At 63.4% G+C, this 15,057-nt stretch carries 7 protein-coding genes and 1 tRNA gene; 5 read left to right on the top strand and 3 right to left on the bottom strand.

From position 1 onward, the window contains the following. The first annotated feature begins 115 nt into the window (after positions 1 to 115). The 3 genes from AB0N65_RS17490 (at position 116) to AB0N65_RS17480 (ending at position 6,287) form a co-directional block, all read left to right on the top strand. Positions 116 to 901 carry a VOC family protein gene (locus AB0N65_RS17490; RefSeq protein ID WP_364164444.1) on the top strand — a complete coding sequence of 262 codons (786 nt, stop codon included), beginning with the start codon at positions 116 to 118 and terminating at the stop codon, positions 899 to 901. Between the two features lie 183 nt (positions 902 to 1,084). Beyond that, positions 1,085 to 1,576, top strand: coding sequence for a septum formation family protein (locus AB0N65_RS17485; RefSeq protein WP_364164441.1), 492 nt, complete (start codon positions 1,085 to 1,087; stop codon positions 1,574 to 1,576). A gap of 181 nt (positions 1,577 to 1,757) precedes the next feature. After that, complete coding sequence (locus AB0N65_RS17480) at positions 1,758 to 6,287, top strand: ExeM/NucH family extracellular endonuclease (protein ID WP_364164439.1); 4,530 nt, start codon at positions 1,758 to 1,760, stop codon at positions 6,285 to 6,287. 72 nt (positions 6,288 to 6,359) lie between these two features. On the opposite strand, the gene AB0N65_RS17475 is transcribed toward AB0N65_RS17480, so the two are convergent. Further along, positions 6,360 to 8,348 carry an FAD/NAD(P)-binding protein gene (locus AB0N65_RS17475; protein ID WP_364164436.1) on the bottom strand — a complete coding sequence of 663 codons (1,989 nt, stop codon included), beginning with the start codon at positions 8,346 to 8,348 and terminating at the stop codon, positions 6,360 to 6,362. 59 nt (positions 8,349 to 8,407) lie between these two features. Between AB0N65_RS17475 and AB0N65_RS17470 the strand changes: the two genes are divergently transcribed. Next, entirely contained in the window at positions 8,408 to 10,732 is a 2,325-nt protein-coding gene (locus AB0N65_RS17470) for a prolyl oligopeptidase family serine peptidase (RefSeq protein WP_364164433.1), read from the top strand. A 171-nt stretch (positions 10,733 to 10,903) separates the two neighbouring features. Then, positions 10,904 to 10,992, top strand: a tRNA-Ser gene (locus AB0N65_RS17465). Between the two features lie 120 nt (positions 10,993 to 11,112). Here AB0N65_RS17465 and AB0N65_RS17460 read toward each other — a convergent pair. Then, positions 11,113 to 12,534, bottom strand: a complete 1,422-nt coding sequence (locus AB0N65_RS17460) for an MFS transporter (protein WP_364164430.1) — start codon at positions 12,532 to 12,534, stop codon at positions 11,113 to 11,115. A gap of 110 nt (positions 12,535 to 12,644) precedes the next feature. Continuing rightward, on the bottom strand, positions 12,645 to 14,810 hold the full coding sequence (locus AB0N65_RS17455) for a RecQ family ATP-dependent DNA helicase (RefSeq protein ID WP_364164427.1): 2,166 nt from the start codon (positions 14,808 to 14,810) through the stop codon (positions 12,645 to 12,647). Positions 14,811 to 15,057: the final 247 nt, after the last annotated feature.

The raw sequence follows: 15,057 nt of genomic DNA, 5'->3' as shown, positions 1-15,057 counted from the left end.
TGACACCCAGAAAATCATTGAAACTGTCAGACCCCGCGCATAGTGTTCTGTCTGTCTTCACAACCTCTGACAACAGCCGTGGCTTGGGCCGCGAAACAACACAGGAGCCTGACGCATGCCTTCGCCTGAAATCACCCCTGGTGCACCGTGCTGGATTGATCTGATGACGTCCGATACCGAGAAGGCCAAGGCGTTTTACAACGCACTTTTCGGCTGGACTTACGAGACCGGAGACCAGGAGAAGTACGGCGGTTACATCACGGCGTCCAAGGATGGCCGGATGGTGGCAGGCATCATGCAGAAGCAGGCGGACATGGGCGCCATGCCGGACGTCTGGTCCACCTACCTGCGTACGGACGATATCCAGGCCACCACCGAGGCCGCCGCCGCCCACGGGGGCCAGATCTACATGGACCCCATGGAGGTTCCGGAGCAAGGCAGCATGGCCTTGTACGGAGACTCATCGGGAGCGGCCATTGGTGCGTGGCAATTCGGTGGGATGAAAGGCTACGAGCTCGCTGCTGAGTCCGGTGCCCCGGCATGGCACGAGCTTCTTTCCAAGGACTACGAGTCCGCGGTGTCCTTCTACCAGAACGTCTTCGGTTGGGACACCGCCGTTGTAGGCGATACCCCTGAGTTCCGCTACACCACCCTGGGTTCCGGCAACGACGCCAAGGCGGGCATCATGGACGCGTCCGGGTTCCTGCCGGAACAGGTGCCGTCCATGTGGAGCGTGTACTTTGCCGTGGACAACATGGACGCCACGGTGGAGCAGGCCCTGGCCCTGGGTGCCACCATCATCCAACCTGCCGAGGACACTCCCTTTGGGCGGTTGGCCACTCTTTCGGATCCCACGGGCGCTGTTTTCAAGCTGGTCCAGGATTTGGCCCTGACGGCCTAGCTCCAGACTCTCGGGTTCGCGCCGGCGGCCCCCCACCCATGGGCAACCGGCGCGATCCGCTCATTGCTGATCTTGGGGGATCGCTCGGCGTGGGTCATTGTCTGGTCCCCCATCGTTCGACCGCAGCTCCGCCAGGACATGTCCGACGCTCAACTGTGGTCCTTCTGGGAATGAGGACCAGAAATGCAACATCCATCCACACCCATCAGGGCAACCGCGGTGCTGTGCATGGCGTCAATCGCGCTCGTGGGTTGTTCGATCATCAGCAGCGGAGACGCGAAGAGGGACGAGTCAGGAAAACCCACGGAGACGTCCGTTGCCGATGCTTTCAAGGTCAAGGTCGGCGACTGTATCGCTGAGCCGTCAGGCAACGAGGTCAAGGACGTTTCCATCATCCCCTGCGAGCAAAGCCACGACCTCGAGGCATACGCTGCCAAGGACATCGCTGCCGACGCGTACCCCGGCGACAGCGAGGTGGAAAGGCAGTCCGAAGAATACTGCGGTGCGGAATTCGCCACGTTCGTCGGATTGCCCTACGACCAATCCACCTTGGAACTGACCTACTTCTACCCCACCAGCGAAACGTGGGCCGCTGACGACCGTGAGATTGTCTGCCTGATCGGCGGCGCTCCGGGCGAAGCAACCACCGGAACCCTGAAGGGCGCCGCCAAGTAGCCGTTGATGGCCGGCGAACGCCCTTCGGCCACCAACGGTCAACCTCCCATTCATTCCACCGTGTTCTGCTATGCCCGATCGCTAGGTTTACCCGGAGTAAGTTTCCGGATTCGCCCACTTCACAAGACAGCGGGCGTCGTCCAAAGGGCCCCACAGGGCTCCCTAATGAAAGTTGAAGCGGATGTACCAACAACACTGGAAATTAGCGGCGGGTACTGTCCTGTCGGCGGGTTTGATTGCGGCCCCGCTGACGGTTGTACCGGCCATCGCGGCGGACGATCCGTCCAGCCCGGCCGGCACGTCGCCGGTAGTCATCAACGAGGCCTACCTGAGCGGGGGCAGCACCGGCTCAGCTTTCAAGAACAAGTTCGTTGAGCTCTACAACCCTTCCGACGCTCCGGTCAGCCTGACGGGCTGGTCCATCCAGTACAGGTCGGCAGGAAGCACCACGGCGCCCACCGGAATCACGCCCCTCACTGGAAGCATCCCGGCCAGAGGCTATTACCTGGTTCAGGGAGCAACAAACAGCACCACGTCCACGGCGCCGTCCCTTCCGACGCCGGACGTGCAGGCGACCGGCACGCTCAACCCCAGCGGGACAGCGGGAACCCTGGTGCTGGCCAAGCAAACCACTGCCGTGTCTCCCCTCCCTGCGGGCTCGGTAACCGGCAATCCCGCCATCGCAGACCTGCTCGGCTACGGCACCTCCAACACATTCGAAACCGCCGCGGCCACGGCCCCGGCAGGCAACACTGATGTGAAGAGTATTACCCGGAGCAACGCCACAGACACCGACTCCAACACGGCCGACTTCAGCCTGAGCGCAACAATCACCCCCACGGCTTCCGGCGGCGTTACACCGCCGGTTGAGGAGCCCGGGCCTGGCGTCAAGACGATTGCCGAGATCCAAGGCACTGCTGCCTCCAGCCCGCTCGTCGGCAGCACGGTCACCACCCGCGGCAAAGTAACCGCCGTCTACGCCACCGGTGGCTTCAATGGCTACTATGTCCAGACCCCCGGAACCGGCGGCGAAACAGCCGGGGCGGCCAGGTCGGCGTCGGACGCTTTGTTCATCTACTCCCCCACGACGGCAGCGACGGTGCAGCCGGGTGAGTACCTCGAACTCACCGGCGCCGTGAGCGAATTTGCCAACCAAACCCAGCTCACCGTTGACCCGGCCGGTTTGAAGAAACTGACCGAAGCCGCACCCGAGGTCAAGACCACGCCATTCACCATGCCCGCCAACGAGGCAGCCCGCGAAAGCCTCGAGGGAATGCTCATTGCCCCGCAAGGCAACTTCACCGTCACGGACAACTACTCGTTGAACCAGTACGGCGAGATCGGCCTCGCCGCCGGTACTTCTCCCTTGATACAGCCGACGGCGGTGGCCGCCTACGGCTCCGAGGAGTACAACGCCGTGGTTGCTGACAACGCCCTGCGCGGCATCAAGCTCGACGACGGCGCCTCCACCAACTTCCTTAAGGATGCAGCCACCAAAGCACTCCCTCTCCCCTACCTGACTACATCGGACCCCGTCCGTGTGGGGTCGCCCGCACAGTTCAGGACCGACGTCATCCTGGGCTACGGCAACAATTCCTGGAAGTTCCAGCCCCTCGCACCGCTCACCCCTTCCGACGCGGACTCCGTCCAGCCCGCGAGCTTTGCAGCTACCCGCCCCGACGGCCCGGCGGATGTGGGCGGCAACCTCAAGCTGGCCTCCTTCAACGTCCTGAACTACTTCCCCACCACAGGCGACCAGCTCAGCGGCTGCATTTTCTACACCGACCGCGAGGGAAACCCCATCACGGTAAAGGAGGGCTGCAACGCCCGTGGAGCTGCCAACGCTGAGAACTTCGAGCGCCAGCAGGCCAAGATCGTCTCCGCCATCACCAAGGCCGGCGCCGACGTCGTATCGCTTGAGGAAATCGAAAACTCCGCACAGTTCGGCAAAGACCGCGACGACGCCCTGTCCAAACTGGTGGACGCCCTCAACGTCAGGACGCCCGGGGTCTGGGACTACGTCCGGACACCCGCAAACGCTCCCCCGCTGAGCGACGAAGACATGATCCGCACCGCATTCATATACAAGAAGGCCGTGGCCGCACCCCTAGGCGAGTCCATCATCCACAACGACACCGTGGCCTTCGCGAGCGCCCGCAAACCCCTAGCCCAGGTGTTCAAGCCGGTGGGCGCGGACGATGACAAGAAGTTCATCGCCATCGTGAACCACTTCAAGTCCAAGGGCTCTGCCGCCACGCCGGATGACACCGACAAGGGCCAGGGCGCTTCCAACATCGCCCGGACCAGGCAGGCCGAATCCCTGCTTGCCTTCGCCAACGAGCTTCAGGCTTCCAAGGGAACGGACAAAGTCTTCCTCATCGGCGACTTCAACGCCTACGCCAAAGAAGATCCCATCAACGTCCTTACCGGTGCCGGGTACACGGACCTCGAGGATGGAACGGGCAAGCACTCCTACCTGTTCGGTGGCATGGTCGGTTCGCTGGACCACATCCTGGCTTCACCGGCTGCCCACAACGTGGTAACCGGCACTGACATCTGGAACATCAACTCGGTGGAGTCCGTGGCGCTGGAGTACAGCAGGTATAACAACAATGTGACCAACTACTACGCCGAGGACGAGTTCCGGGCCAGCGACCATGATCCCGTGGTGGTCGGCCTCAACCTGGCTCCGGACGCCCCGGCCACTGTTGACCTGCAGTTCCTCGGCATCAACGACTTCCACGGCCGTATTGATTCCAACACGGTCCTGTTCGCAGGAACGGTGGAAAAGCTCCGTGCAGCAGCAGCCCCGGGCGCAACGGCGTTCATCTCAGCCGGCGATAACATCGGCGCTTCCCTCTTCGCTTCGTCCGTCGCGAAGGACCAACCCACCATCGACGTCCTGAACGCCCTCGACCTGCAGGCTTCCGCGGTGGGTAACCACGAGTTCGACGGCGGTTGGGCAGACCTGCGCGACCGCATCATCTCCGGAGGTACCAATGCGAAGTTCGCGTACCTGGGTGCCAACGTGTACCAAAAGGGCACCACAACCCCGGTCCTGCCCGAGTACAAGGTCCTGGACATGAACGGCCTGCGCGTGGCGGTCATCGGCACTGTGACCCAGGAAGTTCCGACGCTCGTGACTCCGGCCGGGATCACAGAGCTTGAGTTCGGTGATCCCGTTGAAGCCATCAACCGGGTTGCCGCGAAAATCAAAGCCGAGGACCTGGCTGACCTCATCATCGTGGAGAACCACGACGGCGCTGCCGCAGGCACACCCGAGGGCGCCACGCTGGAGCAGGAAGTCGCCGCCGGTGGTCCCTTCGCCAAGCTCGTGAACCAAACCACGCCGGATGTTGCCGCGATCTTCACGGGGCATACCCACAAGGAATACGCGTGGGACGCTCCCGTGCTGGACAGCAGCGGGCAACCCACCGGCAAGACCCGGCCGATTGTGCAGACCGGGAACTACGGAGAAAACGTGGGCAGTGTGACGCTCACCGTGGACACCGCCACGAAGTCCGTCACCGCCTACAAAGCCGCCATCGTGGACCGCACCACGGACACCGCGGAAAGCCTCGTTGCTGCGTACCCGCGCGCTGCAGCCGTCAAAACGATCGTGGATAAAGCCCTCGCTGACGCCGCGGTCATCGGCAACCAGCAGGTGGGCGCAGTGACCGCTGATATCACCACGGCGTTCACCCCGGACCCGGCAGGCGGCGCCCCCAAGCGGGACGATCGCGCGAACGAATCCACACTTGGAAACCTCGTGGCGGACTCCCTGGTGGACACCCTCAAGGCTCCTGAACTTGGTGCCGCGGAGATCGGCGTCGTTAACCCCGGTGGGCTACGCAACGAGCTGTACTACGCCCCGGACGGCAGCATTACGTACGCCGAAGCCAATGCGGTCCTGCCGTTCGTGAACAACCTTTGGACCACGTCGCTCACCGGCGCCCAGTTCAAGACGCTCCTGGAACAGCAGTGGCAGACCAACGCGGACGGCACCATCCCCAGCCGGCCCTACCAGCAACTGGGACTCTCCAAGAACGTGAACTACACCTACGACGCCGCCCGCCCTGCAGGCGACCGCATTACCAGCATCCGGGTAAATGGCGAGGGCATTGATCCGGCCAAGCAGTACAGGATCGGTACCTTCAGCTTCCTCGCAACCGGCGGTGACAACTTCCGGATCTTCAAGGAAGGCGCTGATACGAAGGATACCGGTTTGGTAGATCGCGATGCCTGGATCAAGTACCTCCAAGCCCACAACCCGGTGTCCCCGGACTTCGCCCGCCGCTCCGTTGCCGTGGCGAACTCCACGGCGGCAGAGGTCAAGGGCGGAGATGCGATGACCCTCGCCGTGTCCAAGCTGGACCTCACCTCCATCGGCAGCCCGGCCAACAAGACCCTCAAGGCCGTGTTCACCGACGCAAAGGGAACGACCATCGCGCTGGGCGACGTTCCGGTCAGCGGTGGTTCCGCAGCGGTGGACCTCAAGGTTCCCGCGGCAGCGGCCGCAGGAACGGCCACTTTGGTGCTCACCGCCGTCGAAACCGGCACCGTGGTGAAAGCCGAGGTGAATGTCGCCGAAAGCGGGCCGAACCCGCCGCAATGCATCGCTCCGGTAAAGCCCGGCAAGTGGTACGACGTCGTGGGCTGGCTGAAATACACCTTCGCCTGGTTGGAGTACCAGAAGTGCCTTAGGGGCTAGCTGCCCGTTTGACGCTGGAACCACAAAGTCATGCCCCCAAGGCGCCTTGGGGGCATGACTGCTACTTCAGGACTATCCCCGCAGGATGCTGCGGGCAATTTCGTCCGCGTCCCTAAGGGTGCGCTGCCCGCTGCTGTAGACCCGTCCGTCGGCTGGCCGGGCCTCCGCAGCGATGGCTGTCCCCCACTGGTTTGACGAGAGCTGAAGGCCCAGCACATACATCCCCTCCGTCACGGACCCATTGGATGCGACGGGCCGGTATGGGTGGGGTTCCACATCCAGACCCGTTGTCTGCACGGGCGTACCCTCGACGCTCATCATGATCTTGGTGCGTACCAACCCATCGGTCATGAGCTGTTCCAGGAGCGGCGAGACATTGAAGCCCACCCTGTTGGCCGGCGACATCGCCTCAATCAGCGTCCGAGCCTCCGCCGGAGCGTCGCGAACCCAGGGTGAAAACGCGCGGAAGACTTTCGCGGTCCGGTCCACGCTGAACTTCGGGTCCGGGCCCACGAAACTTACGACGCCGGCACGCGCCAACGCTGCCAACTGCTCGGAACGCAGCGCAGGAGGTCCGCTCGCGAGCCCCTCGACGAAGGACTCGAACCAACCGCGGAGCCCCGCCAACCACGATTCGTCCGTGATGCCGCCGTCGGCAACCACGGCTTTGAGGATCGCCCTGCCGGTGTGCAGGGCGCCGATCGCCATCTTCACAGGGTCCGATTCGCCCAGCGCGGAGCGGCGTGCGTCGTCATCCAGGTAGGCAGTGATCGCGGAGTCCAGCTGCCGCCGGGATGCGAAGCTCCGGCCTGCCAAAGGGGCCGCCAACCCGCGAAGATTCAAGCGGCGCGATGCCGCAACATGTTTCTCCACCAGGTCCCCCACGTTGCTTTCCCAATTCGCAGTGGTATGCGCATGCGGCTGCAACGCGTCCTCGAGGTCGGCAAGGAACTGCTTGGGATCGCGGATGGCAGCCGGCTGGGAGCTGGCCAGCGTTGTGTAGTACGCCCACAACGCATCGCGGTGCAGCAGCGGCCACAAGTCGTGGTCGAATGCAGGCTGGATACCGGCTGCCGTAAACCTGTCCATGGCCGCTTCCGTCAGGTACCGCATGGTGACGCTGCTCGGGTAATAGCCGGCCAGCCCGGCCTTCGCCCGGTACGGGGTTCCGCGGCGGGACGCTGCGATGATCTTCGGTTCCCGGCCTGAGGGCCGGTATTCCAGCACTCCTGCTCCCGGCACACCTGCCTCGACGAACTTGCCGCCGCGGCCCTCGGTCAATTGGCCCACGACGTCGAAGAAGTTCAGGCCCATGCCGCGAACCAGGACGGGCTCGTTGTCCGGCACTTGCTGCCAGTCGACATCGGCCGGCGGTGCCGGCGGGAAGTACAACAGGCCCTGTTCCTCCGCCGCCCGCCGGAACGACCTCTGCTCAGGGCTCAACCGGGCATCGATGTGACCGAGCGCGAGCACCACCGAACCGACGGTGAGGGTAGCGCCGCCGGCCAGTTCGACGTCGAACATCTGCCCCGCCGGGCGTGCGGCGACGGCGGTCGTCTCATGGAAGGTGACCTCCACGCCGTCGGGCAGCCGCGCCAGCAGCTCCTCCAAGGTCTGCCGCAAGTACCGGCCGTACAGCGCCCGGCTGGGGAAGTCGTGGGACTCGAGTGTTGCCAGCTCCGCCTTTTCAGCGTCGTTCACTCCCCGGCCATCCCGACGGCGGGCCTCGCGCCAGCGGTCGAAGGAACCACCCGCGAGGGGCGGCGCAAGTTCCGGATCCTCGGGAATGAGCGTGGGGTAGAACGACTGGGTATTCATCAGGTACAGCCGTGACTGTTCCGGTTGCCAGACATGGCCCGAACCCGCCGGGTAAGGGTCTACGACGTCGATGTGCAGCCTGGGTGCCGCATCCGCGGTTACGCCCGCGGGGCTGCCGGCGGTTGGGCTGGTGGCGGGTGGGCTGGTGGCCGCAGCCCAGTTCGCGAGCAACCGCTCAAGGACGCTGGTGCCCCGAGGGCCGGCCCCGATGAGGGCAACACGGTTGGTTTGCGATTTAGCCACGCTCAAGCTTAACTTCCTGTGACTTGCTTCCCGTTGAGCAGTGTTGCTTGGATGGGGCGATGACCACCACAGCAGCTGATCAGACGCCACTCCCAGAGAACGACGCCGTGCCGCCCTCCGCAGTGGGGGTTGCCCCTGAGCCTACGGATGAAAACGTGTGGCTTGAAGAGATTCACGGCGAAGAACAGCTGGCCTGGGTCCGTGAACAGAACGCCCGCACCGAGGAATTGCTGGAGGACGACGAGTACGCCGCGGTCGAGGCCGGCATCCTGGAGGTACTGGACTCCACTGATCGAATCGCGATGGTCAGTAAGCGCGGCGACTACTACTACAACTTCTGGAAGGACCAGCAGCACCCCAAAGGGCTGTGGCGCCGGACCACGTGGGAAAGCTACCTGGCGGAGGAACCCGAGTGGGACGTCCTGCTCGACGTTGACGCCTTGTCCGCAACTGAAGGCCAGGAATGGGTGTTCCACGGAACCAACTTCCTGCGCCCGACCCAAGGCTCCGAGTACCGGTTCGCCATGATCGCGCTCTCGCCGGACGGCGGTGACGCCGACCGCTACCGCGAGTTCGACGTCGAATCCCGCACCTTCGTAGATCCGGCGTCGGGCGGATTCGACATCCCGACGGCCAAGGGCAACGTCAGCTGGCTCGACGCCGATACGCTGCTCGTGTCCAGCACTGCGGCGGGGCTGCCTGCAACGACGTCGTCCTACGCACGAACCGGTGTCAAGCTGCGCCGAGGCCAGTCCCTGGCGGAAGCCGAGCGTCTCTTCGAGATTCCCGAGGACCACATGTTGACCGTGGTGGCCCATGACTCCACGCCAGGCTTCGAGCGGACGTTCGCAGTGGATTACATCGACTTCCATAACCGGAGCACGTGGCTGCTTCGGGACGGGTCCTGGACCGCGATTGACGTTCCCACAGACGTGAACATCAGTGCCCACCGTGAATGGCTGCTGTTCCGTCCGCAAAAAGACTGGGATATCGCTGGAACTGTGTACCCGGCCGGTTCGTTGCTTGCTGCCGGTTTCGAGGACTGGTTGGCTGGGTCGCGGGACGTGGTGGTCTTGTTCGCGCCGGATGCCCATACGTCCCTGCAGTCCTGGAGTTGGACCAGGGATTACCTGCTGCTGAACCTGCTCCGGGATGTCTCATCCGAGATCCGGGTGCTCGACCCTTCCAGGCTTGGCACCGATGGCTTGTCTGGTCGCGATGGCTTGCCCGGCACCGTTGGGACGTGGGGCTCCACCGTCTTGGATGCCTGCCCGCCATTGCATGACGTCAACGCCTATGCGGTGGACGACGAGGATTCGTCCGGAGCGGGCAACGACTACTGGCTCGTTGCTACCGGATTCACCACGCCCACCACGCTCACCCGTGGAACGCTCACCCGTGGAACGCTCACGGCAGCAGGGACGGCGGGCACGAGCGGCTCCGCGGAACAAATTGGCAGGGACCGGATTGGAGGGGACCGGTTTGGCGGAGTTACCAGCCGGCACGCTGTTGTGAAGCGGTCTCCGTCGTTCTTCAACGAGTCCGACTACGAGGTCCAACAATTTTTCGCCGTTTCTGAGGACGGGACCCGCGTCCCCTACTTCCAGGTGGCCTCGAAGGAATTGGTCCTGGACGGCCAGAATCCCACCCAGCTTTCGGGCTATGGAGGATTCGAAGTTTCCCGCACTCCCGCCTACAGCGGGACGATTGGCCGGGCATGGCTGGAGCGCCGCACTGTTGGCCTGGGTCAAGCTGAAGATTCCCGCTCCCGCGGGGGCGTATACGTCGTGGCAAACATCCGCGGTGGAGGTGAATACGGGCCGTCCTGGCACCGGGCCGCGCTACGGGAAAACCGGCACCGCGCCTATGAGGACTTCGCTGCGGTGGCCAAGGACCTGATCTCGCGTGGCGTTACCAGCCGCCGACGTTTGGGCTGCGTTGGTGGGTCCAACGGCGGACTGCTCGTGGGCAACATGCTGACCCGGTATCCGGAACTGTTCGGTGCCGTGTCCTGCGGCGTGCCGCTTTTGGACATGCGGCGTTATTCCAAGCTCTCCGCCGGCTATTCCTGGATCGCCGAATACGGCGACCCCGACGTGCCCGACCAGTGGGAATTCATCCGTACCTTCTCTCCGTACCATCTGCTCCGTGACGGCGTGGAATATCCCGAGACGTTCATTTGGACCGCCACCTCCGACGATCGCGTGGGGCCGGTCCAGGCCCGGAAGATGGCAGCACGCATGCACGCGATGGGTATTCCCAACGTCTGGTTCCACGAGGCTCTCGAAGGCGGACATGCGGGGGCATCGGACAACCGGCAGGCCGCGGCGCTCCAAGCCCGGAGCAACCATTTCCTCTGGCGTGCCCTTGCTGGAAGCCACTAGGCCGCTGTTGCTTTCCGCCCGCACCGCCCATTAGACGCTTGCCTGCGCATTAGGTGCTTGGAACCGTCCGCAGCGAGCCATGGCAATCGTTCACGGGCTGAAGCACGTCAGGGTCTGTTTTGCACTGGGCCGCCGGTTCTGCGTATCCTTGGTGGGCTAGCAATAGCAATTGGAGACGTGCCAGAGCGGCCGAATGGACTTCACTGCTAATGAAGGGTCGGGGTTAAACTCGACCGGGGGTTCAAATCCCCCCGTCTCCGCGAATTGGTCCCGGTTTTCGAACCGGGACCTTTTGCGTTAACCAGCGGATGTCCGCACGAAGTTACCCGCCGCCGCGGAGCACACAGGGCTACGCCCGGCCTTGGGCGTCATTGCAAGGGCTATCGTCCGCTGACCTCGGCCCCGGCGCTGCGGTGAAGACCCAAGCTGTCCACGGTGCTGACCAGCATCAGTACTGCCATTGCGAGGAAAGCACCCTTGTAGGCGCCCACTCCGTCCAGCCCAACGATGTGTGCCGCCTCGAAGAGCCTCAGGAAGAGGGCACCCACGGCGATTCCGGCACCGGCCGCCAACTGAACCAACGTGGCGGAAATGGCGTTGGCCGAGGGCAACTGCTCAGGAACGATGTCTGCATACTGCACGGAAGCGTAGGCCGAGAACCCGATTGAACGGAAAGCGCCGCTAAGCAACAGCAGGGCGAAAATGACCGGCTCAGGTGTCTGCGCGGTCAGGAAGGCACACAGGGCGAAGGTCACGGCCGAAGCCAATGATGAGAAGACGAGCACAGGCTTGAAGCCAAAGCGCCTGATGATGGGCGTGGTGGCTGGTTTGATTCCGATGTTGCCCACAAAGACAGCCGCAACCATCACACCGGCCTTCAGTGGGTCCCATCCAAACCCGTCCTGGAACATCAACGGCAGGAGGAACGGTACGGAACTGATGGTGAGGCGATAGATGAAACCGCCGGTCGATGTTGCCCGGAACGTCCTGGTTCCAAACACCCTGAGGTTGAACAGCGGGACTTTGGCCTTGGTCATCCACCAGACCGCAGCTGCCAAAGACAAGACACCGGCAGAAACCACGACGGCGGCCAGCAGCCCGGGTGCATTGCCGCCCAGGGTTTCCAGCCCGACCACCACGGCCCCCACACCCAGTGTCGTCAGGAGGAGCCCGAACCAGTCGAGCCTGCGTTCTCCGTCGGGTTGCGTCTTGGGTACCAACCTCAGGGCCGCAATGAAGGCTGCGATACCCAGCGGGACGTTGATGATGAAGATCCAGTGCCAGGAAAGGAACGTGGTCAGCGCCCCACCGACCATCGGGGCTAAGACGGGCGCCAACAGCCCGGGCCAAACCAGGTAGGCCGTGGCCCTCAGCAGCTCCGGCTTTGGAGTCCCACGGAGCACGACAAGCGTGCCCACGGGCACCATCATCGCTCCACCGGCTCCCTGGGCGACACGGCTCAGCGTGAGCATGGTGAGGTCCTGGCTTACGGCGCAGAGGAGCGAGGCGACAGTGAAGACTGCGATGGCCAGGCAAAACACGGTGCGGGCGCCGAGTCGTTCCGCGAGCCAGCTGCTGAGTGGGATGCCCATGGCCACAGTCACCAGGTAGGCAGTCATAGTGATGTTGACGTCTGCCGCCGCCACGTTGAAGTCCAAGGCGATGCTCGGTATGGCTGTGGTTAGGACAGTGCCATCCAGGAACTCCATGAAGAAAGTCGCGGCCACCAGCAGAGCCAAACGTGGCTGCCAGGAAGTCCCCGTGGCAGATTCGACGTCCGAGGTGTTGGAATGTGTGCTCATGGCTCCCGTCCGGGATCTGGCTGGGCGTCCGCATGTGCGGAGCGGATGTGTTTGCTCGATCCTATAGATGCCCAGTGGGAGCGATCACAACATGACGTTCGTGAATCGCCTCATCCTGCCTGGGCCAAGGCAAAGGGAAGCACAGCAGAAGCCCCTGCCCGCCGAAGCACCTGGGCAGCCACCGTCATCGTCCATCGGCTATCGATGAGGTCATCCACCAACAACAACGGCTGGCCGCCAAGCCCGGCGACGGCTTGAGCCACTTCAGGCCCTGCCACCAGCCGGTCCCACACCCCGGCAAGCCTGTACGCACTGTTACCACCGCGCGATCCTGTAGGACCGCCGTGCGCAAGCTGCAGCTGCCCCAAGTACGGCATCCTCCCTATCCCCGCAATCCCCTGCGCCAGTGAGTCCACGAGTTGCGGCTTGCTCCTGGATGGAATACTGACGACTGCTGCCGGACGTCCAACTCCGCTCCAAGCCGAACCACCCTCAGCCCCGGACCATTCGCGCAGGACCTGGACGCATGCTTGGAGCATGGCGGGATCGACCTGCCTGTCGGAAGCGCCGGCTGCAAAGAGCTCCCGCAGTGCGCCGCCCCAGCCCAGGTCCGTCAGCCTAGCCAGGACGCGCCCCTCCGAGACGCTCACCTCCGGTTTGATCTTTCCCTTCACCTGCACACCGAGCCTGTCCATCCCACTCGGCCATTGGAGCCGGGGCTCCACCGCAATCCCTGCTCGTCGCAGGGTTTGCCCGGCAGCGTCCACGGCCTCCGCGGCAATGTCCACAGGGAACCATCGTCCTGCGCAGTTGTCGCACCGACCGCAAGGCGCGGCGGTCTCGTCATCCAGGACCGACGTGATGAACTCCATGCGGCAGCCTGCAGTGTCCTGGTAAATCACCATGGAGTCCTGCTCGTCCACGCGTGCCTCAGCGATGCGCGCATAGCGCTCGGCGTCATAGGCCCACGGGCGTCCCGTCGACCGCCAACCACCGCCTACACGTTCCACAGCGCCGTCCACCGCCAAGACCTTCAGGAGGAGCTCCAAGGGTGTGCGGCGAAGATCCACCCGCGCTTCCAGCGCAACTGTGGACAACGCCGAGCCGGCCTCACTGAGCGCAGTGAGAACCGCTGCGGCTTTGTCTTCTGCAGGCATGGAAGCGGTAGCAAAGTACTGCCAGATTTCGCGGTCTTCCGAGCCAGGAAGCAGAAGGACATCCGCGTTCGCAGCGCCTCGACCGGCACGGCCCACCTGTTGGTAATACGCCACTGGTGATGAGGGGGCTCCCAAATGGATCACGAATCCGAGGTCCGGCTTGTCGAACCCCATACCCAAAGCGGATGTGGCGACCAGCGCCTTCACTTGGTTGTCCTTGAGGAGCTGCTCTGCCCGTTCCCTGTCCGCGGGATCCGTCCTGCCTGTGTAGGACAGGACGTTGTGGCCGGCTTCAGCCAGCAAACGGGCGGTGTCTTCGGCCGCTGAAACTGTCAGCGCATAGATAATCCCGCTTCCGGGCATATCAGCAAGGTGAGTCAACAGCCAGCCGAGCCGATCCCGTGAATTCGGCAGGTTCAGCACGCCCAGCCTCAGCGATTCGCGGCCGAGCGCGCCACGAATGGTCAATACACCGGCGCCCAACTGTTCCTCGATGTCGTGAACCACTCTTGAGTTGGCCGTTGCCGTCGTGGCAAGAACAGGCACGGACTCCGGCAAGCGTTCTATAAGATCTGCGATACGTCGATAGTCCGGCCGGAAATCGTGTCCCCAGTCCGAAATACAGTGCGCCTCATCGATAACCAGCAGTCCTGTTCGCCGGATGAGCTCGGGAAGTTGGTTTTCCCGGAATGACGGGTTGGTAAGCCGCTCCGGCGACACCAGGAGGACGTCCACGTCGTCGGCAGCCAGTTGCGCCAGTACCGTGTCCCACTCAAGTGCATTCGCGGAGTTGATGGCTACTGCACGGACTCCTGCCCGCGCGGCCGCCGCAACCTGGTCCCGCATGAGGGCGAGCAACGGCGAAACGATCAACGTTGGACCCGCACCCCGCCGGCGCAGGAGCAGCGAGGCAACGAAATAAACGGCCGACTTTCCCCAGCCGGTCCTCTGGACAACCAGCGCACGGCGGCTTGCGTCAACCAACGCCTCAATGGCCTCGAATTGTCCATCGTGGAAATCAGCTTCCGGATGCCCTACAAGCTCCCTCAAGCACGCCAACGCCTCCTGTCGGGTTGGCGTTTGCACGGAAACAACGGCATCTGGAGAGGTGTTGGACATGCAACCCAGTATTACAGCAGGCTCCGACGGTCAGAACCCGTGAACTGCCCTATGTGGACAAGTGGGGTTTTCCACATAGCCGGGTCCGTTTTCATGCCGAATTGCGCCACCACAGTAGGATTGAGCGCGTGACTAGCGAGCAGATCAAGACCTTTGACCTTTCGGCTTCCTTTAAGGCGTATGACGTCAGGGGGATCGTGGGGGAATCCATCACGGCTGAGATTGTCGAGGCCGTTGGTGCTGCGTT

Origin of the sequence: Paenarthrobacter sp. NPDC089322, from assembly GCF_040684895.1 — a bacterium.
Lineage (GTDB): Bacteria > Actinomycetota > Actinomycetes > Actinomycetales > Micrococcaceae > Arthrobacter.
The sequence above is the reverse complement of the archived record's forward strand: the minus strand, read 5'-3'. Positions and strand labels throughout refer to the sequence as shown.

Excerpts from the sequence above, each read along its gene's own strand:
- AB0N65_RS17490 (WP_364164444.1), top strand. The coding sequence starts at position 116 with ATGCCTTCGCCTGAAATCACCCCTGGTGCACCGTGCTGGATTGATCTG.
- AB0N65_RS17485 (WP_364164441.1), top strand. The coding sequence starts at position 1,085 with ATGCAACATCCATCCACACCCATCAGGGCAACCGCGGTGCTGTGCATG.
- AB0N65_RS17480 (WP_364164439.1), top strand. The coding sequence starts at position 1,758 with ATGTACCAACAACACTGGAAATTAGCGGCGGGTACTGTCCTGTCGGCG.
- AB0N65_RS17470 (WP_364164433.1), top strand. The coding sequence starts at position 8,408 with ATGACCACCACAGCAGCTGATCAGACGCCACTCCCAGAGAACGACGCC.
- AB0N65_RS17460 (WP_364164430.1), bottom strand. The coding sequence starts at position 12,534 with ATGAGCACACATTCCAACACCTCGGACGTCGAATCTGCCACGGGGACT.
- AB0N65_RS17455 (WP_364164427.1), bottom strand. The coding sequence starts at position 14,810 with ATGTCCAACACCTCTCCAGATGCCGTTGTTTCCGTGCAAACGCCAACC.